Annotated in this window: 17 protein-coding genes; 5 read left to right on the top strand and 12 right to left on the bottom strand. The window is 68.4% G+C overall.

All coding sequences use genetic code 11. The features are described 5' to 3' along the window. Positions 1–232 precede the first annotated feature (232 nt). The 5 genes from Q368_RS0117320 to Q368_RS0117340 all read right to left on the bottom strand — a co-directional run bounded on the left by Q368_RS0117320 (position 233) and on the right by Q368_RS0117340 (position 5,285). Complete coding sequence (locus tag Q368_RS0117320; RefSeq protein WP_052360258.1) at positions 233–1,033, bottom strand: ABC transporter ATP-binding protein; 801 nt, start codon at positions 1,031–1,033, stop codon at positions 233–235. Then, the gene (locus Q368_RS0117325) at positions 1,030–1,992 is read right to left on the bottom strand and encodes a branched-chain amino acid ABC transporter permease (RefSeq protein WP_029460304.1); all 963 of its coding nucleotides are present in this window, start codon (positions 1,990–1,992) and stop codon (positions 1,030–1,032) included. The genes Q368_RS0117320 and Q368_RS0117325 overlap by 4 nt, the downstream gene beginning before the upstream one ends. Further along, positions 1,989–2,864 (bottom strand): branched-chain amino acid ABC transporter permease, encoded by an 876-nt coding sequence (locus Q368_RS0117330; RefSeq protein WP_029460305.1) that lies wholly within the window; start codon positions 2,862–2,864, stop codon positions 1,989–1,991. The genes Q368_RS0117325 and Q368_RS0117330 overlap by 4 nt, the downstream gene beginning before the upstream one ends. Next, positions 2,864–4,006, bottom strand: coding sequence for an ABC transporter substrate-binding protein (locus Q368_RS0117335; protein WP_029460306.1), 1,143 nt, complete (start codon positions 4,004–4,006; stop codon positions 2,864–2,866). Before Q368_RS0117335 ends, Q368_RS0117330 begins: the two co-directional genes overlap by 1 nt. A gap of 133 nt (positions 4,007–4,139) precedes the next feature. Continuing rightward, positions 4,140–5,285: an ABC transporter substrate-binding protein gene (locus Q368_RS0117340; RefSeq protein ID WP_029460307.1), complete on the bottom strand. Its 1,146-nt coding sequence runs from the start codon at positions 5,283–5,285 to the stop codon at positions 4,140–4,142. Positions 5,286–5,508: 223 nt separating this feature from the next. Between Q368_RS0117340 and Q368_RS0117345 the strand changes: the two genes are divergently transcribed. Beyond that, complete coding sequence (locus Q368_RS0117345) at positions 5,509–5,997, top strand: hypothetical protein (protein WP_029460308.1); 489 nt, start codon at positions 5,509–5,511, stop codon at positions 5,995–5,997. Between the two features lie 92 nt (positions 5,998–6,089). Here the strand turns inward: Q368_RS0117345 and Q368_RS0117350 are convergent, their stop codons facing one another. Genes Q368_RS0117350 through Q368_RS0117360 form a run of 3 tightly spaced genes read right to left on the bottom strand, consistent with a single transcriptional unit; the run spans position 6,090 to position 8,503 of the window. Then, positions 6,090–6,485, bottom strand: a complete 396-nt coding sequence (locus Q368_RS0117350) for a secondary thiamine-phosphate synthase enzyme YjbQ (RefSeq protein ID WP_029460309.1) — start codon at positions 6,483–6,485, stop codon at positions 6,090–6,092. A gap of 10 nt (positions 6,486–6,495) precedes the next feature. Beyond that, entirely contained in the window at positions 6,496–7,281 is a 786-nt protein-coding gene (gene cobM / locus Q368_RS0117355) for a precorrin-4 C(11)-methyltransferase (protein WP_029460310.1), read from the bottom strand. After that, positions 7,274–8,503 (bottom strand): bifunctional cobalt-precorrin-7 (C(5))-methyltransferase/cobalt-precorrin-6B (C(15))-methyltransferase, encoded by a 1,230-nt coding sequence (locus Q368_RS0117360; RefSeq protein WP_029460311.1) that lies wholly within the window; start codon positions 8,501–8,503, stop codon positions 7,274–7,276. The genes cobM and Q368_RS0117360 overlap by 8 nt, the downstream gene beginning before the upstream one ends. Before the next feature lie 130 nt (positions 8,504–8,633). Here Q368_RS0117360 and Q368_RS0117365 point away from each other — a divergent pair, with 130 nt between their 5' ends. Beyond that, positions 8,634–9,338, top strand: a complete 705-nt coding sequence (locus tag Q368_RS0117365) for a hypothetical protein (RefSeq protein WP_029460312.1) — start codon at positions 8,634–8,636, stop codon at positions 9,336–9,338. On the opposite strand, the gene cbiD is transcribed toward Q368_RS0117365, so the two are convergent. The 4 genes from cbiD to Q368_RS0117385 form a co-directional block, all read right to left on the bottom strand. After that, entirely contained in the window at positions 9,301–10,416 is a 1,116-nt protein-coding gene (gene cbiD / locus Q368_RS0117370; RefSeq protein WP_029460313.1) for a cobalt-precorrin-5B (C(1))-methyltransferase CbiD, read from the bottom strand. The genes Q368_RS0117365 and cbiD overlap by 38 nt on opposite strands. Continuing rightward, positions 10,413–11,855 (bottom strand): cobyrinic acid a,c-diamide synthase CobB, encoded by a 1,443-nt coding sequence (locus Q368_RS0117375; protein ID WP_029460314.1) that lies wholly within the window; start codon positions 11,853–11,855, stop codon positions 10,413–10,415. The genes cbiD and Q368_RS0117375 overlap by 4 nt, the downstream gene beginning before the upstream one ends. 200 nt (positions 11,856–12,055) lie before the next feature. Further along, positions 12,056–13,444 carry a M14 family metallopeptidase gene (locus tag Q368_RS0117380; protein ID WP_029460315.1) on the bottom strand — a complete coding sequence of 463 codons (1,389 nt, stop codon included), beginning with the start codon at positions 13,442–13,444 and terminating at the stop codon, positions 12,056–12,058. A gap of 101 nt (positions 13,445–13,545) precedes the next feature. Next, the gene (locus tag Q368_RS0117385; protein ID WP_029460316.1) at positions 13,546–14,352 is read right to left on the bottom strand and encodes an enoyl-CoA hydratase/isomerase family protein; all 807 of its coding nucleotides are present in this window, start codon (positions 14,350–14,352) and stop codon (positions 13,546–13,548) included. Positions 14,353–14,562: 210 nt separating this feature from the next. Between Q368_RS0117385 and Q368_RS0117390 the strand changes: the two genes are divergently transcribed. Genes Q368_RS0117390 through Q368_RS0117400 form a run of 3 tightly spaced genes read left to right on the top strand, consistent with a single transcriptional unit; the run spans position 14,563 to position 19,614 of the window. Next, positions 14,563–17,259, top strand: a complete 2,697-nt coding sequence (locus Q368_RS0117390) for a bifunctional acetate--CoA ligase family protein/GNAT family N-acetyltransferase (protein WP_029460317.1) — start codon at positions 14,563–14,565, stop codon at positions 17,257–17,259. Further along, a complete protein-coding gene (locus Q368_RS0117395) occupies positions 17,256–18,368 on the top strand; it encodes an HD-GYP domain-containing protein (protein ID WP_043786330.1) in 1,113 nt (370 codons plus the stop codon). The genes Q368_RS0117390 and Q368_RS0117395 overlap by 4 nt, the downstream gene beginning before the upstream one ends. A gap of 34 nt (positions 18,369–18,402) precedes the next feature. Beyond that, the gene (locus tag Q368_RS0117400; protein ID WP_029460318.1) at positions 18,403–19,614 is read left to right on the top strand and encodes a rhamnosyltransferase WsaF family glycosyltransferase; all 1,212 of its coding nucleotides are present in this window, start codon (positions 18,403–18,405) and stop codon (positions 19,612–19,614) included. Position 19,615 lies beyond the last annotated feature (1 nt).

The following is a 19,615-nucleotide window of genomic DNA, read 5'->3' on the forward strand; positions in this document are numbered from 1 at the left end:
GGCGACGGGCCCGCGAGGCCGGGATTGGGCCGGCGAGCCAGGAGCGCAGCGACGGCATCGCCGGCCCAATCCCGGCCTCGCCGACGGACACCCGCCCATGACCGCGCCTCCACCCCGCTCCCATCTCCCTGCCTCCCCCGTCGAGGAGGTCCAGGAGGGGGTCACCCCCTCCTGGCCGCCGGAGGCATCTTCCTCTTAATCTTTCCCCTCTCCCTCTCCGTCTCCGTCCCCACTACTCATCCTCGCCCAAATACGCCCGCACCACCTCGGGGTCGGCCTGGACTTCGTCGGGCGTGCCCGAGGCCAGGGGGTGGCCGAAGTTGAGGACCGTGACGAAGTCGCTGACGTGCATGACGAGGTCCATGTCGTGTTCGACGAGGCCGATCGTGACGCCAAGTTTGTCGCGCACGGCCATGATAAGGTCGCCCAGGCGCGCGGTCTCCTTGGAGTTGAGGCCGGCGGCCGGTTCGTCGAGGAGCAGCAATTTCGGGTCTGCGGCGAGCGCCCGCGCCATTTCGAGCAGGCGCTGGCTGCCGTAGGGCAGGTCGCCGGCCGGGGCATCGGCCATGTCGGCAAGGCCCACGAAATCGAGGCAATCCATGGCGCGGTTCCGGCATGCGGCCTCGACGCGGCGGAAACCCGGCGTGCGCACAAGACTCGCGAGGATGGAGTAGCGCGTATGGGTGTGACGGCCGGCCATGACGTTTTCGAGGACGGAGAGCGAGGTGAAGACCTCGAGGTTCTGGAAGGTGCGCACGACGCCCGCCGCGGCCCGACGATGGGGGGGCAGGCCGAGCAGGTCTTCGCCGCCGAGGCGGATCGCGCCGGCGGCCACGGGGACCATGCCGGTGATGGCGTTTAGCATCGTGGTCTTGCCCGCGCCGTTTGGGCCGATGAGCGAGGTGACGGTGCCGGCGGGGATGGCGAAATCGGCTTCGGTCAGGGCGTGGATGCCGCCGAAGCGCACGGTGACGCCCGCGACGTCGAGCAACAGGGGCAAAGGGGGCTGCGGGACCTGGCTTGTCGCGGTCATGACCGGCCTCCGCGCCGCAGCCGGCGGGACAGGCGAGAAAGGCCCCCGGCGAGGCCGTCCGGCAGGAACATGATGGTAAGCACCAGGATCGCGCCGTAGACGAGGATGTCGATGTCTTCGAATTCGCGCAGGGCCTCGGGCAGGGCCGTGAGGAAAAACGCGCCGGCAACCGATCCCCAGATACTGGCCATGCCGCCGAGCACGACCATGACCACGAGCTGCACGGAGAAGGAGAAGCCGAAGGAAGCCGGGGCGATGAAGCTCAGGTAATGCGCGTAGAGCACGCCGGCGAGGCCCGCGAGGCCGGCGGAGAGCACGAAAACGAAGCGCTTGTGCGCGGCGATGTCCACACCGAGGCTCGCGGCGGCCTTTTCGCTGACGTGCAGCGCGCGAAGCGCCCGGCCGGTGCGCGATTTCATGAGGTTGAGCGAGGCGAGCACCACGAGCGCGAGCACCACGGCCATGAGGTTGTAGTAGGAGAGGTCGGAATCGAAATCGAAGCCGGCGAGCGACAGGCGCGGGATGCCGACGTAGCCCGAGGGGCCGCCCGTCCACTCCACGGCCTCGTTGAAGACGATGGAGACGATGATGCCGAAGCCGAGTGTGGCCATGGCCAGGTAATGGCCCTTGAGCTTGAGCGTGGGCGCGGCCACGATCCAGGCCACGGCCACGGACAGGAGCACGCCAAGGGCCATGCCCACGGGGATGGGCAGGGAAAAGCGCGTGGTGGCGATGGCCGTGGCGTAGGCGGCCATGCCGTAGAAAGCCGCATGGCCGAGCGAAATCTGGCCGGCGTAGCCCATGAGCAGGTTAAGGCCCACGGCGATGACGGCGCTCAGGCAGCCCAGGATGCAGATGCTCAGGTAATATTCGTTGGGCAAAAGGTAGGGCACGGCCAGGAGCGCCAGGAGGAAAACCCCGGCCTGGACGGCGTTTTTGCCGAGAAACGCCGGCTTCATACGCGTTCCACCCCGGCCTTGCCGAAAAGCCCCGAGGGTTTGACGAAAAGCAGCAGCAGAAGGACGATGAAGGCGAAGGCGTCCTTGTAGCCCGAGGCGACGTAGCCCGCGCCGAAGGCTTCGAGCACGCCGAGGATGAGCCCGCCGGCGGCCGCGCCGAAGGGATTGCCGAGACCGCCCAGGATGCAGGCGGCGAAGCCCTTGAGCCCGAGCATCATGCCGACGTCGTAGGCGGTCATGGTGATGGGCGCGAGGATGGCTCCGGCGGCCGCGCCGATCAGGCCGCTTATGCCGAAGGAGAGCAGCGCCATGCGGGCCACGGAGATGCCGACGAGGCTCGCGGCCTTCTTCTGGCAGGCGCAGGCGAGCATGGCCTTGCCCTGGATGGTGGCGGAAAAAAAGAGCTTGAGCGCCGCCAAAAGCGCCAGCGTCACGGCGAGCACCCACAGGCTCTGCGGCTGGATGGCCGCGCCCAGGGCCATGATCGGCTTGACCCCGGAAAAGGCCGGCAGCACGACGGTATCCTTGCCGAAGGCGAGCATGGCCCCGCCGCGCAACAGGATCGAGACGCCGATGGTGATGATGACGGCGTTGATGGCCGGCGCGCCGGCAAGCGGCCGGATGGTCAGCCGCTCCATGAGCGCGCCGACCACGGCCGTGGCGAGGCAGGCGCACAGCACGGCCGCGACGAGCGGCATGCCCGTGCCGGCGAACCATACGGCCAGCATCCCGCCGAGCATCACGAACTCGCCCTGAGCGAAGTTGATGATGCCCGTGGTGTTGAAGATCATCGTGAACCCGAGCCCGATCAGCCCGTAGGCCGCCCCCTGGGTGAGTCCGGATACGAGGTATTGCGGCGCGCCGGAAAACATCAGTCGCCGACGATGACCCAGTCGCCCTTTTCAATGCGCAGCATGATGAAGGCGTCGGGACCGAGGCCGGCGTGGTCCTCGGGCGAATAGGTGAAGATGCCGCCGATACCGGGGAAGGCCTTGGTCTTTTCCAGGGCGTCGCGGATGGCCTGCGGCTTGTCCGAGCCGGCATCGCTGATGGCCTTGACCGCCAGATGCAGCGAATCGTAGCCGTGGCCGCCGAAGGTCGAGACCGGGGCATTGAACTTCTCGCCGTAGGCCTTGGTGTAGGCCACAAGCTGGGCCTTTTCGGGGTCGCTGTCCGGGAGCTTGTCGGCAGCGGTGATCTTGCCCGCGGGCAGGAGCAGCCCTTCGGCGGCGTCGCCGGCCAGCTCGATGAACTTTTTGCTGGCCACGCCGTGGCTCATGTACAGCGGCGTCTTCATGCCGAGCTGCACCCGGTTTTTGGCCACCACGGCCGGCCCGGGATTGGTGCCCCAGCAGATGACCGCGTCCGGGGACGCGCCCTGGATCTTGGTCAGCTGGGCGGTCATGTCCGTGTCCTTGGGGCCGAAGACCTCATCGGCCACGAGCGTAAAGCCGTCGGCCGGGATGAGCTCCTTGAGCACCTCGCGCCCGGCCTGGCCGAAGCCGTCGGACACGGTGAGGATGGCGAGCTTTTTATAGCCCTGCTTCTTGGCGTGGGACAGGATGCGCGCCACGGCCAGGCGGTCGGACGGCGCGACCTTGAAGATGTAGGGATTGACCGGCTTGGTGATCTTCTCCGCGGCGGAGCAGGAAATGAGCGGCACCTTGGCCGCGGCGGCCTTGCCCATCACGGCCAGGGAGTTGCCCGAGGTGGTGGGGCCGAGGATGGCGGACACGCGCTCCTTTTTCAGCAGCCGGTCCGTGGCCAGCACGGCCTTGTTCACGTCGGTCTCGTCGTCGAGGATGACGACTTCCAGCGGCCGGCCGAGCACGCCCCCGGCGGCGTTGATCTTGTCCACCTCCATCTGGATGGTGTTCTTCTCGGGCTCGCCCAGAAACGAGGCCGGCCCGCTGACGGACAGCACCGCGCCCAGGCGCACGGGATCGGCGGCCAAGGCGGCAGTAGCGGTCAGGATCAAAGCGCAAAAAGCGAAAACAGCGGCGTGCAGTCGCATGACGGGCTCCTTGACGGACATTCCCGCGCGGGAAGTCGTCTCTTCGATTCGCGTCCCGCTCCCATAGTCGAAAACGGGCATGATGGGAACCGCAAAACGGCGCGGATACGCCGTTTGTCGCGGCGCGTGCGCGCTACTCGCCAGGCAGCAGCTTGAAGTCGCCGCCCGAGACGGCGACCATGACAAACGCGTCCGCCGTGAGGCCGTTGTGGTCCTCGGGCGAAAATGCGAACACGCCCGTGATGCCGGCAAAGCCCTTGACCTTCTCCAGGCTGTCGCGGATCGCCGCCGGCGAGGCGTCGCCCGCATCGGCCACGGCCCGGGCCACAAGCATGAGCCCGTCGTAGGCATAGCCGCCAAAGGCCGAGGCCGGCACGCCGAACCGTTCCGCGTAGGCCTTGGCATAGGCCGAGAGCGCCGCTTTCTGCGGATCGGCTTCGGGCAACTGGGTGAAGACCGTGAGCTTGCCCGCCGGCAGCAGCAGGCCCTCGGCCGCCTCGCCGGCCAACTCGATGAACTTTTTGCTCGCCACGCCATGGCTCATGTAAAGCGGCGTGGCCATGCCAAGCTGGACCCGGTTTTTCGCCACCACGGCCGGGCCGGGATTGGTGCCCCAGCAGATGACGGCGTCGGGCGAAGCGCCCTTGATCTTGGTCAACTGCGCCGTCATGTCCGTGTCCTTGGGGCCGTAGACCTCGTCGGCCACGAGCGTGAATCCGCCGGCCGGAACAAGCTCCTTGAGCACCTCGCGCCCGGCCTGGCCGTAGCCATCGGACACGGTGAGGATGGCGAGCTTGTTATACCCCTGCTTTTTGGCGTGGGACAGGATGCGCGCCACGGCCAGCCGATCGGATTGGGCCGTCTTGAACACCCAGGGGCTCACGGGCCTGACGATCTTCTCCGCCGCCGCGCAGGACACGAGCGGCACCCGCGCGGCCACGAACTTGGGCGCAACCGCCAGCGTGTTGCCCGAAACCGTCGGCCCCACCACCGCCACGACGTTCTCTTTTTTCAGCAGCCTGTCCGCCGCCAATACCGCCTTGTTCACGTCCGTCTCGTCGTCGAGCACGATCACTTCCACCGGCCGGCCGAGCAACCCGCCCGCCGCATTTATGGCCTCGGCCTGCATGGCCAGCGTGTTCTTCTCGGGCTCGCCCAGAAACGCGGCCGGCCCCGTCGCGGACACGATCGCGCCGATGCGGATGGGCTCGGCAGCCAGGGCGCAAGGCGCGAAAGCAAGCAACGACAAAACGGCGATCATCAGGGGAACAAGCGGCATGGGACCTCCGGGCGAAGTTGTGGCAACGAATCTTCGGACAATAACCCGATCGCATACGGTATGGCGCGCCTTTGCACAATCGGATCATCATAATTATTGCCAACTACAAGCAAATCGCCCGCAGAACGATCTTTGCCTCCACGCTGTTTCCGCCCCGACTTGCCAATGTCGCTCCCCGTGGATTAAGCCGGAAAACAAGCATCTTACTCAGGAGGAGCCCGCCATGCAGATGTTTTTCCGCGCCCTGTCGCTGGCCTTGGCCCTGACGCTGGCCGTGGCCGCTTCCGCCGCAGCCCAGGCCAAGGCCCCCGCCCCCCAGGCCGCTCCCGCGCCGGCCGACACAGGCGGCAAGAAAAATGACGACGCCCGCAAAACCCCCGTGGCCATCGAACACGACGACAACGACGCCGTGGGCACCCGCCTGGCCTACCGCCTCAAGGAACTGCTCGGCCGCTCGTCGCTCATGCAGCCCACCAGCAAGGACGAGAAAAAAATCGTGCTCGTGCTCAAAACCAAGGAAGAATTCCCCGGCCGCTCAGGCTTAAGCTCCATCTACTCCGTCAGCTGGCTCTTCTCCTCCAAGGAAGGCGCACTCAAATACTTCCTCACCTCCGAAGCCGGCATCGTGGACAGCGCCGATATCGACCAGACCGCCGAAATGCTGCTCGGCAAGACCGACAAGCTGGCTTCGACGTACGGGTATCTGTTCTAGGGAAAAAACGCCTCCGGCGGCGGGGGGGGATGATCCCTCCTGGCCGCCGGAGGCATCTTCCCTCTTCTCCTCTCCCATCCTCCCCCACTCACTCACTGTCCGAGCCACTGCGCCCAGATCTTGCGATTACGGGGGCCGTCCCATTCGCACAGGAACACGCCTTGCCAGGTGCCAAGCTGAATACGGCCGCCGGAGACGATGAGCATCTGGGAGGGGCCGACGAGGGTGGTTTTGACGTGGGAGTCGCTGTTGCCTTCGACGTGTTTGTAGCCGGCTTCGCGGGGCAGCAGGCGGGAGAGCGCCATAACGAGGTCGGCGGCAACATCCGGGTCGGCGGCTTCGTTGATGGTGAGGGCGGCGGTGGTGTGCGGGCAGTAGACGACGAGGGCTCCGTCGCGCCAGCCTTTGGCGTCCACCAGTTCCTGGAGCGCGCTGGTGACGCGGAGGAGTTCCTCGCGGCGGGAGGTGTGGACTTCGAACGTCTCCATGAAGCCTCCTTTAGTCGTCCTCCCGGGCCGGGCGGAAGCCGTGGCCGAAGGACGGATCGTACAGTTTGGATGCCGTACCCCGGCCGAGTCCCGGCAGCACGAGGAAGACGGTCTGCCGGTCCATGCCTTCCGCGCGCACGGTTTGGGCCAGGGTATCGACGGTGGCGAGGCGGCGTTTTTCGCCGGGCCAGCCCAGGCGGTGGGCCACGGCCACGGGCGTGCTGCCGGGAAGGCCGCCTTCGCTGAGCGCCTGAGCCACGCCTTCGGGATCGCCGGCGGAGAGGTAGACGGCCATGGACGCGCCGTGGCGGGCGAGCTCGCGCAGGGATTCTCCGGGCGGCATGGGCGTGCGTCCGGCCTGGCGGGTGAGGATGAGCGTCTGGGTCGCCTCGGGTTCGGTGAAGCTGACGCCGAACGCGGCGGCGGCCGCGGCGGCGGAGGTCACGCCCGGGACGACCGTGTAGGGGATGCCGTCCGCGACGAGCAGCCGGATCTGTTCGGACACCGCGCCATAGAGGGACGGATCGCCGGTATGCACGCGGGCGGCGAGGCCGCCTTGTCGCGCCGTGGCGACGAGCAGCGCATGGGTTTCCTCGAGGCTTAGGGGGGCGGAATCCACCACCTGCGCCCCGGCGCGGGCCAGGGCGACGACGCCCGGGGACACGAGGGAGCCGGCGTAGAGCACGAGGTCGGCCTGACCGATGATGCGCGCGGCCTTGACCGTGAGCAGTTCCGGGTCGCCGGGGCCAGCGCCGACGAAGGCCACGCCGCCGTTCAGGGAAAGCGGCTCAGACATGGGATTCCTCCTTGGCAGCGGCGAGGATGGCCACGGGATTTTCGCCGCAAAGGCGCAGGTCGCCGGCCAGCGGCGTGGCCGTGGCGGCCTGGAGCTGCGTCAGGGTCGCGGACAGGCCGGCGGCTTCGAAATCGGCAAAGGCCCGGTGCAGGGAACCGAGCAGCACGCAATTGACCACGATGCGCCCGCCGGGGAGCAGGCGCTGGCACAGCCACGGCAGCAGGTCGCGGCGGCCGGTCATGCCGCCACCGACGAACACGCGGTTCGGGGCTGGCAGGTCCGCGAGCGCGTCCGGAGCCTCGCCGCACACGGGCGTAACGGTGAGCGCGCCGGTGCGGCGGATATTGTCGGCAAGCAGGTTCGCCCGGCCGGGATCGCGTTCGATGGCGAAAACCGGCCCCCCGACGGCAAGCAGCGATGCTTCCAGGGCCACGGCCCCGGTGCCGGCCCCCACGTCCCAGACCACGTCCCCGGCACGCGGAGCCAGGGCGGCCAGGGACACGGCCCGCACGGACTTCTTGGTGAACACCCGGTCCTGGCGCAAAAGCGCTTCATCTTCCATGCCGAGGGAAAGCGGCGCGTCCACGGGGCGCACGCGCTCGATAAGCACGAGGTTGAGCGGAGAAAACGTCAGGGGGACGGCCTCGGCCAGGCTGAGCCGCCGCAGGCGTTCCCCGGGCAGGCCCATATCCTCGCACACGTGCAGCACGAAGGCGTCGCCGCCACGCTTGAAAAGCCGGGCGGCAATGGTGTTCGGCGTATTGACGGCGTCGGTATAGACCGCGACCGCATCGGCCCGGCACAGCGCGGCGAAAAGCGGCAGCATGTCGCCCCGACCGTGGAGCGACACCGCCGGCAGGTCGTGCCACGCGCGCCCGAGCCGCGCGCAGGCGGCGGCCACGGCCGTGACGCCGGGGAAAAAAGCCAGCCGGTCCGCGCCGAAACGCTCGAGAAGAAGGCGGCCGATGCCGAAAAAGAGCGGATCGCCGTCGGCCAGGACCGCGACGGTGCGCCCGGCCGTCACGGCGTCCGCCATGGCCTCGCAGACGGCGGAAAGCGGCCCGGCGATGGGGATGCGCGCGCCGGCATGGTCCGCGAACGCTTCGAGCAGTCGCCGTCCGCCGACCAGGACATCCGCCCCGGCCACGACCGCCGCCGCCGTGGGAGCCAGCCATGTCGCGCCGATGCCGCAGCCGACCACGCAGATGGGATGATCCGTCACCGACACTCCTCGACGATCGTTTGCCCCCCTGTACCCGCGACGCGGGCCGCGGTCAAAAGAACTGCGGCAAGTCTTGCTCTTTTTTCACAACCGGGGCAGAAAATGGAAGCCCAGCGTATCGGGAGGGAGCATGGAGGAAAATCGCACCGTCGCCCTGACGTTCACCGGCGGCGCTCTGGCCAGCCTGGGTTACGCCCTGTTGTGCATGGTCCTGTCCGTGGTCGTCATCCCGGCGGCCTGGGGGGCCGTGGCCGCCCTTGGCTGGTGGTGCGCCGCCGTGCGCTTCTCCGACGGCACGCGGGCGGACTTCACGGGCCGGGCCGGAAAAATCTGGCCGCTTTTCGCCGCAGCCGCCTTTCTCGCCCTGCTGCCCAGCCTGGCCACGTCCGGCATGCCGCACGGCACCAAGGCTTCGGCGGCCCAGTGCGTACTCGCCGTGGCGCTTCTTCCCCTGGACGCGGCGGTCAAATTGCCCATCTACCGCTGGACCATCGAAAACATCCGACTGACGCCCGGCGGCTCGGCCCGTTTCAGCGGCCGCTATGCGCCGTTTCTCGGCTGGGTGCTGCTTTTCACGGTGTCCATCGTCACGGTCATCGGCTGGGCTTTCGTGGCCACGGCCATGGTGCGCTGGGTCTGCCGCAACACGGAAGGCGACGGCTGGGGCGTGGGTTTTACGGGCTCCGGCTGGAGCCTGCTCGGGCACACCGCGCTGTGGCTCGTCGGCTTCCTGCTCATCGTGCCCATCCCCTGGGTGCTGCGCTCCATGGCGCGCTGGTGGACACGGAGTCTCGTCGTCATCCGCCACGAGCCGGCGGGGGCGATTTTTTCGTAACGAGCAGCGCGCCGTCGAAATCGAAAACGCAAAGCGCAAGCCCCGGCCCCGGGCCGGCGAAGCGGCGCATGTGCGGCATTGCCGCGGCGGCGAGCACCGTCGCCAGGGCCGTCTTCTCCCGCGCGCCAGGGGCCATCTCGAAGGCGTGGCGGGCGGTGTTGGCCTTGCCCGCCCGTGCGCAGACATCCCCGGGCCAGCCCGCCTCCCGGCACCAGCCGGCCAGGGCGGAAAAATCCGTATCGGCGCGGTGGGCATGGGTATTGGCCAGCCCCTGCGCCATCTTCACGCACTTGCCCGGATAGGCGGCGTAGATAATCTCGCGAAAACCCCGCGCGGCCGCCGCGCCCAGGGCGAAAGCGAAGAAATCCGCCGCCTGCACGCAGGCCGTTTCGGGAAGCTGCGGCAGATGCGCGCGCAGGAGCGCCTCGCTGCGCCGGCCCGTGGAAAAGCCCACGGCCTCGTGCCCGAGCGCCCGGGCCACGTCCAGGGCCTCGGCAATGGACGCCTCCCAGGCCGCGTGGCTGAACGGCCGCACGATGCCCGACGCACCCAGGATCGAGATGCCCCCGACAATGCCCAGACGCGGGTTGAGGGTCTTTCGCGCAATGGCTTCGCCGCCGGCCACGCGCACCTCGGCGCGAAGCGCGCCGTCGCAAGAGGCCAAGGCCGCCGCCTCGGCCACGGCAGCAGCAATCTGCGCCCGGGGCGCGGGGTTGATCGCCGGCTCCCCCACCGCGACCGGCAACCCCGGCAGCGTCACGTGGCCCACGCCCTCCCCGCCCGCGACGACGACCTCGCCCGGCGCACCTTGCGGCAAGCGCTCCACGAAACAGCCGATGCGCGCGCCGTGCGTCACGTCCGGGTCGTCGCCGCCGTCCTTGATCACGGCGGCGAAAACGCCCCCGCCCTCGGGCCGCACCTCCGCCACCGGCACCGTCAGCCGTCCGCCGCCGGGAAGCGGCACGTCCACGGACGTGACCTCCCTGCCGCAAAGAAGCAAAAGCGTCGCCGCCTTGGCCGCGCCGGACGCGGCCGTGCCCGTGGTGAAGCCTTCGCGCAGGGGATTGCCGGGCGTCATCGCGCCTCCCGGCAGGCCCTGGCGAAATGTGCCGCCGCCTGCGGATTGCTCGCGAAATGCAGATGCACGTAGCTGCCGAGCGTAGCGTCCGACAAGAATCCGTGCCGGCCGTCGAGGGGCCCCTTGCGGCCGGTCGCCGCATACACGCCGGGCACGGTCCCGGTCTCGCCCACGATGCGGGAATAATGGAATTCATGGCCGCGAAGCCGCGAGCCTGCCGGTCCCAAGGGCGTCGCCGCAAGGGTCGTGATCTGCCGGTAGCCGAGCGCCGCGAACCGCTCGCCCATCGCCGCCCGGAAAGGAAACACCCCGGCCATGGCATGCTCGCCGCCCGCAAGATCCTGCAGCGTTTCCATTAAGTACATGAACCCGCCGCACTCGGCCAGTACCGGCCGGCCCGAGCCGCAAAAGGCGCGTACCCCGGCCAGCATGCCCGCGTTGGCCGCAAGCGCGGCGGCATGAAGTTCCGGATAGCCGCCGCCGAAATACAGCCCGTCCAACCGCTGCGGCAACGCCGCGTCCGTCAGCGGCGAAAACGGCACCAGCGTCAGCCCCGCCGCCTCGAGCAGGCGCAGATTCTCGGCATAATAAAAACAAAACGCCGCATCCCTGGCCACGCCCAGGCGTAAGGCGTGGGAGACGCCTCCGGCGGCCAGGAGAGGCTCTGCCTCTCCTGGCCCTCTCCGCCGGGGGGGATCATCCCCCCCGGCCTCCCTGGATGGGGAGAGGGGGGGGAGAGCGGCAAGGAGCGCGTCGAGGTCCATTGCGGCCTCGATCCAGTCGGCCAAGGCGTCCAGGCGGGCAAGCGCCTGCGCGTCGTCATCGGCTGTGATAAGCCCCAGATGCCGCGACGGCATCACCAGATCGGCGCGCCGGGGTAGAACGCCCCAAAGACGTGTTCCCGGCAACGACGCGGCCATGACCTCGCGCAGAAGCGCCGCATGGGACTCGCTGCCGGCGTTGTTGCAGACCACGCCGCAGAAATCCAAATCCGGTTCGAAAGAAAGATACCCCGAAACCAGCGCCGCCGCCGACCGGGCCATGGACGCCACATCCGCGACAAGCAGCACCGGCAGCCCCAACAGCCGCGACAACGACGCCGCACTGCCCGCCGCATCCGTGGCCGCATAGCCGTCGAAAAGGCCCATCACGCCCTCGACCACCACCACGTCGGCTCCGGCCGCATAACGCGCGAAAATCCGCCGCGTCCCCGCCGCCCCGCACATCCAGTCATCCAGATTGTGGCTCGGCGCGCCCGTGGCCAAGGCATGATGCCCCGGATCGATGAAATCCGGCCCGGCCTTGAACGCCTGCACCCGCAACCCGCGCCGCGCCAAAGCCCGCATCAGCCCCAACGCCACCGACGTCTTGCCGCAACCGCTGCGCGTGCCCGCCACCAGCAACCCGCGCGGCGGGATGGAAGGAAAATCATGCTGCATGGGAGTCGGGTACCGGAGACGTGACAGGTGACGCAAGCGGCAGCGAGCTACGAACTGGGGCTCCGCCCCAGACCCCGACGCCCCGCCCAACGACCGTCCTCCCATCCGTTTGCCACGCCCCGTTGGGGAGGTCCAGGAGGGGATCATCCCCTCCTGGCCGCCGGAGGCATCTTCCTTCCTCTCTTCCCGACATCCCCTCGCTACCGGCCAAGTTCCAGTTCGCCACTTTTCTGCAGCCGGCGCAGCAGCTTGCCGCCGCCGGCCATGGCGGGCCCCTTGGCGTCAAAGGCGGCGAGGATCATGCCGCAGAACTTGTCGCCGTTATAGACTTCGATGCGGTAGACGGAGCCGGCCTTGTCCACGGAGTAGCCGGTTTGGAGGTCGGTGCGGCCGAGGGTGACGTTGGATTCGTCGGCGAGTCCCGGCCTGGAGAAGCCGATGATGTTGGTGCGGTAGCCGTTGCCGGGGACGACGCTGAAGGATTTGGCCACGGGCACGACGCGGCCGAAGGGGACCATGCGTTTGACGCCGTCGATTTCCATGGTGACGGCTTCGATACTGCCGTCGTATTCGCAGTATTGGGGGTCGAGTTCGGTGACGTTCTTGTTGCCGAAGTAGACCTTGAGGCTGCCTTCGGCCGAGACGAGGGCCATTATCGGGCTGCCGGGGCGGTATTCGACGGCGCTGCCTTTTTTGAGGGGGATGTAGCGCAGGCGTTCGCGGGCGTTGCGCAGGTCGAGGTAGACCTTGTTGTCGAAAAACGAGACGGCGACGTTGCTTTGCAGGGCGTCGCCCACGTTTTGCGTGGTCAGGTCGAAGGAGCGTTCGAAGCCGATGCCGAAGGAGCGCAGGAAGCTTTCGACCACGGCGAGGTGGTAGTAGGCGGACATGAAGGCGCTGACGTTCTTGCTGCCTTCGATGCCGAAGGCCGGCTTGCCGTGGTTGATGGCGAAGTAGGTCAGTGTCTTGGACATTTCCTTGGCGGTTTCGTCGTCGAGCTCGCGGGTATGGGTATTTTTCACGTGGTAGGCGTGCATGGGGTCGTAGAGGCGTTCGTTGGCATCGGCGACGGCTTTATCGGCCAGGGCGGCGAGGTCGCCGAAGTGCGGCGCATCGACGGAGGGCTGGTCGATGATGACGGACTGTCCCCAGCGTTTGGGGTTTTGCCATTCGGAGACGTAGGTCGGGCTGTAGAAGCCCCAGCCGTCGTGGAGGTGAAGCACGGCGCTGACGCGGGGATCGGTGATGATGGCTTTTATTTTCTGGATGGCCTCGTATTCCGGGTCTTTCGGATCAAGGTCGGCGAATTTCCGGTTCATGTCGCCGTGCATGCCCCGGGAGTTGTGGATCATGGACAGGAAATTGAGGTTGGGTACCACCCAGACCGCGCCGCTCGTGATCTTGTAGTGGGAAACCAGCAGCGCGGCGGTGTAGAAGCCGCCGGGCTCGTCGCCCTGGATGCCGCCGACGACGAGGATGGTGGGGCCGGGGCGGCCGGAGTCGAGCTTGTGCAGGGTGAAATCCAGATTGCCGCCACATGCGGAGGAGGCCAGGGCCAGCAGCAGGAGCGTGGTCAGGAAAAGGCGCATGGGACCTCGACGGGATGGTTTTGCCCGAAATTCCCGGGGAAGAGAGCCCTGACCCTAGCCCAAAAGCCGCCGGAAGTCATCCGCGCGCACGCCGGTGCGGCTTATTGCTGTTTCCGTTTGCGGGCTTCGCGCCGCGACGCCAGGGCGGTGCGGAATTCCGGCGAATTGAGCCGGTTGAGGATCAGCATGTCCTCGGTTTCGAGAGACCGCCGCAATTCGTTGATGTCGCTTTTGAGCAGTTTGCGGATGGCGAGCATGGTGGCGACCTGCGGCTCCTGGTAGTAGGCCGCGACCTTGAGCGCTTCCTCTTCGAGCCTGTCCGAGGGCACGATCTTGTCCACGATGCCGAGGGTGAGCGCCTCTTCCGCCGTGAACCGCGTCCATTGCAGCACCTCCGCCGCCTTGGCTCCGCCGAGCAGGCGCGACAGGAAGTAGCCGCCGCCGCCCTTGGGGAGGGTACCGACTTCCGCCGAAGCGTTTTCGAACACGGTCTGCGCGCCGACGATGCGGTAGTCGCAGGCGAGGCTCATGTTGAGCATGAAGGCCGAGACGTGGCCGGCGTCGGCGTGGATGGTGACCTTGTTGAGGCCCGCCATGGTCACGATGTAGTTGTTGACGAGGTTGAACAGCCGTTGCAGCAGGTAATCCTCGCGCCGGGAGGTGAGGAACTCGTCGAAAAATTCCAGGGTGTCGGCCGCGCCGTCCTTCTGGGGGCAGCCGATGAAGACCACCACGCGCACCTGATCGGTATGGGCGATGATTTCCAGGTGGTCGAAAAACGTGTCGATCTGCTTGAGGTCCCGGACGTGGCGGGTGAAGTGGGGCTTGCCGCGCACGATCAGGACGTTGTCGCGGCGCTCGGCGGAAAAAAACTCGTTGTCGGTGACGAGGCTGGTGGCGACTTCCATGGAACCCTCCTTGGGGCTCGGGGCCGTTTCGCGCCGGTGCGACAAGGATTTCGGCTGCAATCCGGCATCGTTATTGGAAGCTGCCATCGCCATCCCGTCCTGTCAACAACACGGGCCGGCGGTGCCGAAAACCGCGAAACCCCTTGCCTTGCCTGCGCGGGCCTTCTATCCTTGGGCGCAACCTCGTAACCTTCTGCCCCGGAGCTTCTGTTGAGCGCCCGAAGCCTTGACGCCTTGTTCCGCCCCAACTCCGTGGCCGTGATCGGCGCGTCCGCGGACCCCAGGCACCCGGGCGCGGTGATCATGAAGAACCTGCTCGGGGGCAAGTTCCTGGGGCCGGTCATGCCGGTCAACCCGGCCCACGACGCCATTTCCGGCGTGCTGTGCTACAAGTCCGTGGACACGCTGCCCCTGACGCCGGACATCGGCGTCATCGCCACGGAACCCGCGAGCGTGCCCGAGTATCTGCGCGAACTCGGCCGCCGCGGCGTGGGCGCGGCCGTGGTGCTGCCGCCGGGCTGGGCGAAACTGCCGCGCGGGGAAAAACGCGCGCTCCAGGCGCGCATGCTTGAAGCGGCCGCGCCGTCCGGCATCCGCATCCTCGGCCCGTCGGGCCTCGGGCTCGTGGTGCCGGGCATCGGCCTCAACTGCTCGCTGGCCGCCTCGGACGCGCTGCCGGGCAAGATCGCGTTCATTTCCCAGTCCGCCTCGCTTTTCACCGCGGTCCTCGACTGGGCGCGCACCAAGGGCTTCGGCTTCTCCCACATCCTGTCGCTCGGCGACCGGGTGGATCTCAAGTACGCCGACATCCTGGACTACATGGCCCAGGACCCCAACACGCGCTCGATTCTGCTCTACGTCGAATCCATTTCCGACGCGCGCTCGTTCATGAGCGCCTCCCGCGCCGCCGCGCGCAACAAGCCCGTGCTCGTCATCAAGCCCGGGCGCAAGCTGTGGACCGTGTTTCCGCCCGATCCGTCCGAGGGCCGCGACGAGGTCTACGAAGAGGCCTTCCGCCGGGCGGGCATGCTGCGCGTGGGCGAGATCGACGCGCTCTTCGACGCCGCCCAGACGCTCGCCCGCTCGCGGCCGCTTCGCGGCGAAAACCTGGCCATTTTGACCAACGGCGGCTCCATCGGCATCATGGCCGCGGATGCGCTGCTCGAAGGCGGCGGGTCGCTGGCCGGATTCGACGCCGAGGCGCGCGAGGGCCTCTCGCGCCTGCTCGGCCCCAACTGGCTGCGCCACGGCGTGGTGGACATGAGCTTCGACGCCGCCCCGGGCGATTACGCCGAAGCCTTGCGGGCGCTTTTGCGCACGCCCGGCGTCAACGCCGTGCTGGTCATCCATGTGCCCTTTCCCGGGGTCGACGCCGAGCAGGCGGCCAAGGCCATGGCCGAGGTGTTGGCCAAGACCAACCGCACGGTGCTCGCCTGCTGGATGGGCTACGACCCGGGCTCGGGCGCGGCGCTCAAGACGCTCAACGACGCGGGCGTCCCCACCTACGAGACGCCGGACCAGGCCGTATCCGCCTTCCTGCACCTGCTGCGCTACCGCCGCAACCAGGAACTGCTCATGGAAATGCCGGCGAGCCTGCCCTCGGAGTACGCCCCGGACCCGGACGCGGCCCGGGCGGTCATCGAGCGGGCGTTTTCCGAGGGGCGGCTTGCGCTCACCGATCCCGAGGCCAAGGAAGTGCTCGGCTACTACGGCGTGCGCGCGGTGGCCTCGCAATTCACCGAGGACGTGGACGACGCCGTGGCCGCGGCCGAGGCTCTGGGCTATCCCGTGGCGGTCAAGATCGTTTCCCCGGACATGCCCCAGCCCTTCGACGTCGGCGGCATCGTCCTCGACATCACTGGGCCGGAAGCCGTGCGCGAGGCCGCCGACGCGGCCCGGCAGCGCGTGCTCGAGCACGTGCCCGGCGCGCGCATCGAGGGCTTCGTGGTCCAGGAGATGGCCCGCCGGGGCGGGGCCTACGAAGTGACCATCCAGGCCCGGGTGGACGCGGTGTTCGGCCCGTACATCGTCTTCGGCCAGGGCGGGCTCGCCGCGAGGGTCACGCGCGACCGCGCCGTGGCGCTGACGCCGCTCAACATGTCGCTGGCGCGCGACCTCGTCTTTCGCACCCGCGTGGCCGCCTCCTTCGGCGGCGCGGCCGGACAGCCGGCCATCGACGTCAACGCCCTGTGCCTCACCCTCAACCAGGTCTCCCAGTGCGTGGCGGACATCGAGCGCATCGCGGCCATCGACCTGAACCCCGTCCTGGCCCAGCCCGGCGGCGTGCAGGTCATCGGCGCGGCCATCCGCCTTACCGCCGAGGCCGAACCCGATCCCCACCGCCTCGCCATCCGGCCCTACCCCCGGGAGCTCGAGGAGTGCGTGACCCTGAAAAACGGCCGTCACGCCATGCTGCGCCCAATCCGGCCCGAGGACGAACCGGCCCATTTCGAATTCTTCAAACACCTCTCGCCCGAAGACCTGCGCTTCCGCTTCTTCGGCGTGGTGCGCGAACTCACGCACACGGAAATGGCCAAGCTCACGCAGATCGACTACGAGCGCGAGATGGCGTTTATTGCCACGGCCCCGGACGCGGAAGGCCGCCCCGAGACCCTCGGCGTGGTGCGGGCCTCGACCCGGCCGGACAACTCCTCGGCGGAATTCGCGGTCATCATCCGCTCGGACCTCAAGGGCCAGGGCCTGGGCCGGTTGCTCATGGAAAAGATCATCCGCTACTGCAAGGGGCGCGGCACGCGCGAACTGACCGGCCAGGCGCTCATGGAAAACGGCGGCATGCAGGGCCTTGCCGACAAGCTCGGCTTCTCCGTGGTGCGCAACTACGACGAGGAAGTGGCGGAAATGCGCCTGCCCCTGAACGACCCAGGCCCCGGGGAGACCGTGCGATGACGCAAAACGCAGCTCCGGCCGAGGAGGCCGTTTCCGCGCAGGATCTCAAATCCTACCTGCCCGTTAAGACCCTGTCCCTGCGGCCCTGGGGCAAGGGACGTTTTTCCGTCTACGTGCGCAAGGGCGGCGGACTGGTCCTCTACGCCACGCGCGGCGCGGCCTTCACCGCCGAGCAGCTGGCGCGGCTGCGGGCCATGGGCGTGACCACGGTCTACATCCACAAGGGCGAGCAGCGCCATTACGACAACTACCTGCGCGAGACCCTGGGCGAGCTTTTGCTCGACGAATCCATTCCCCTGGCCGAGCGGTCCGAGGTCTGGCACGCCAGCGCCGTCACCCTGGCCAAGGGCGTGCTCGAGGAAAAACTGCCCCACACCCTGAGCCGCGCGCGCTTCGATCAGGTCGGCAAGCTCGTGCGCCAGTCCATCGGGTTTCTCCAGGCCCCGGACGCCGTAAAAAACGTGGCCCGGCTCATCAGCAAGGGCTACCAGGAATACCAGCACGGGCTGTCCGTCATGGTGCTCACGTCGCTTGTGCTCATGGACCGGCCGGGCATGGACGAAGACCTGCTGGTCAAGGTCGGCGCGGGCGCGCTGCTGCACGACGTGGGCAAGCTGGGGCTGCCGGGCGGCCTCATCGAACGTCGGCCCGAGTCCTGGTCCCCCGAAGAGGAGACCGTTTTCCGCTCCCACCCCGCGCTTGGCGTGGGCATGTGCGTGGGCCTGCCCCTGCCGCCGGAGACCCTGCACTGCATCCTTTTCCACCACGAGCAGGAGGACGGCAAGGGCTTCCCGGGCGGCCTGCCCGGGCCGGGCATCCCGCCCTACGTCAAGGCCCTTTGCGTGTGCAACACCTACGACGCCCTGACGCGCGCCTGCGTCTGGCGGCCGGCCTATCCGCCCTTCGAGGCCCTGCGCAAGATGGAGGCGCGCAAGGAAACCCTCGACCGCGCCATGTTCAAGCGCCTCATCATGATACTGGCCGACGCCGAGGTCCTGCGCGGCGGCGGCGCGGCCGCCAAGCGCGGCGAACTGCCCCCGACGCCCGATCCCGCGTCGCCCGCCAAGGACGCGGAGGCGACGTCGCCCCGGGCCGAAGGCGCGGCATGACGTCCCGTTGGCCGGCAACGGAGACGCTGACGCCATGACGCAGGCCGCGCGCTACGATCCGGCCGTGTTCGCCGCCTCGGCCCTCGATCCGGCGCGGCTGCGCCTTCTTCCGGGCGCGCACCCGCCGCGCCTGACCGTATGCCTGCCGCACCTGCAACGGGACCACGTCTTCGGCGGCCTGGCGTCGGTGCTGGAGCTGGCCCGGTTCCTGGCCCCACACTACCCGTCCGTGCGTTTCGTCTCCTTGACGCCCCTGCCCGGCGCGGCGGAACGCCTCGACCCGGCCCCGTTCGTGCGCCGCCCGGGCGACCCGCCGCCCGAGGTCGCCTCCGTCCATGACGACGCGCCCCTCGCCGTCCACGGCGGCGACATTTTCCTATGCACCTTCTGGCGGGCCGTGCCGGTCTGGGAGGCGTTCTCCGAGCTCCTGCGCCAGGCCGGCCGGCCGGCCAATCCCTTCTACTATTTCATCCAGGACTGGGAGCCGGGCTTTTATCCCATGAGCCTCGACCACATGCTCGCCGAGGCCACCTACGGCCACGGCGAGGCCTGCACAGCCGTGATCAACTCCGTGGAGCTGGCCCGCTTCCTGACGAAAAAGCGCTACGCCCTGGGCAAGGCCGTGGCCGTGCGCCCCTCGCTCAATCCCGTCCTGGCGGCGGCCCTTGCCGGCATGGGCCGCCGCCTGCCGCCGCGTGCCGCGGACCGGCTTAATATCCTCGTCTACGGCCGCCCCGGGCACCACCGCAACTGCTTCCCGGCCGCGCTCGCCTGCCTCTGGGCCTGGCTCGCCGCGTTCCGACAGGCCTACGCCCTGCCCGTGACGCTTGTAAGCGCCGGCACGCTCCACGAGGATGTCGCCTTTCCCGACGACACGACGCTTGTCAGCCGCGGCATGCTTTCCCTGCCGGAATACGCCGCAACGCTTTTGCAATCCCATGTCGGCCTGTCGTTCATGGCTTCGCCGCACCCGTCCTACCCGCCGCTCGAGATGGCGAGCTTCGGCCTGGAGGTCGTGACCAACGCCTACCCGTGCAAGGACCTCGCGGCCGGGCATCCCTCCATCCGCAACGCGCCCATGCACCGCCCGGCGCAGGCCGCCGCCGTCCTCGACCAGGCCGTCAAAGCGGCCTTCAGGGACGCCGGCCGCGCCCGGCAGGCGCTGCTGCCACAATCATTAAGCCCCGAGGGCTGGCAGGAAAACTTCCGCCGCGCCGGCATCCCCCTCCTCGCGCCAGCGGTCTGAG

Source organism: Solidesulfovibrio alcoholivorans DSM 5433 (assembly GCF_000702665.1).
In the GTDB taxonomy this organism is placed as follows: domain Bacteria; phylum Desulfobacterota; class Desulfovibrionia; order Desulfovibrionales; family Desulfovibrionaceae; genus Solidesulfovibrio; species Solidesulfovibrio alcoholivorans.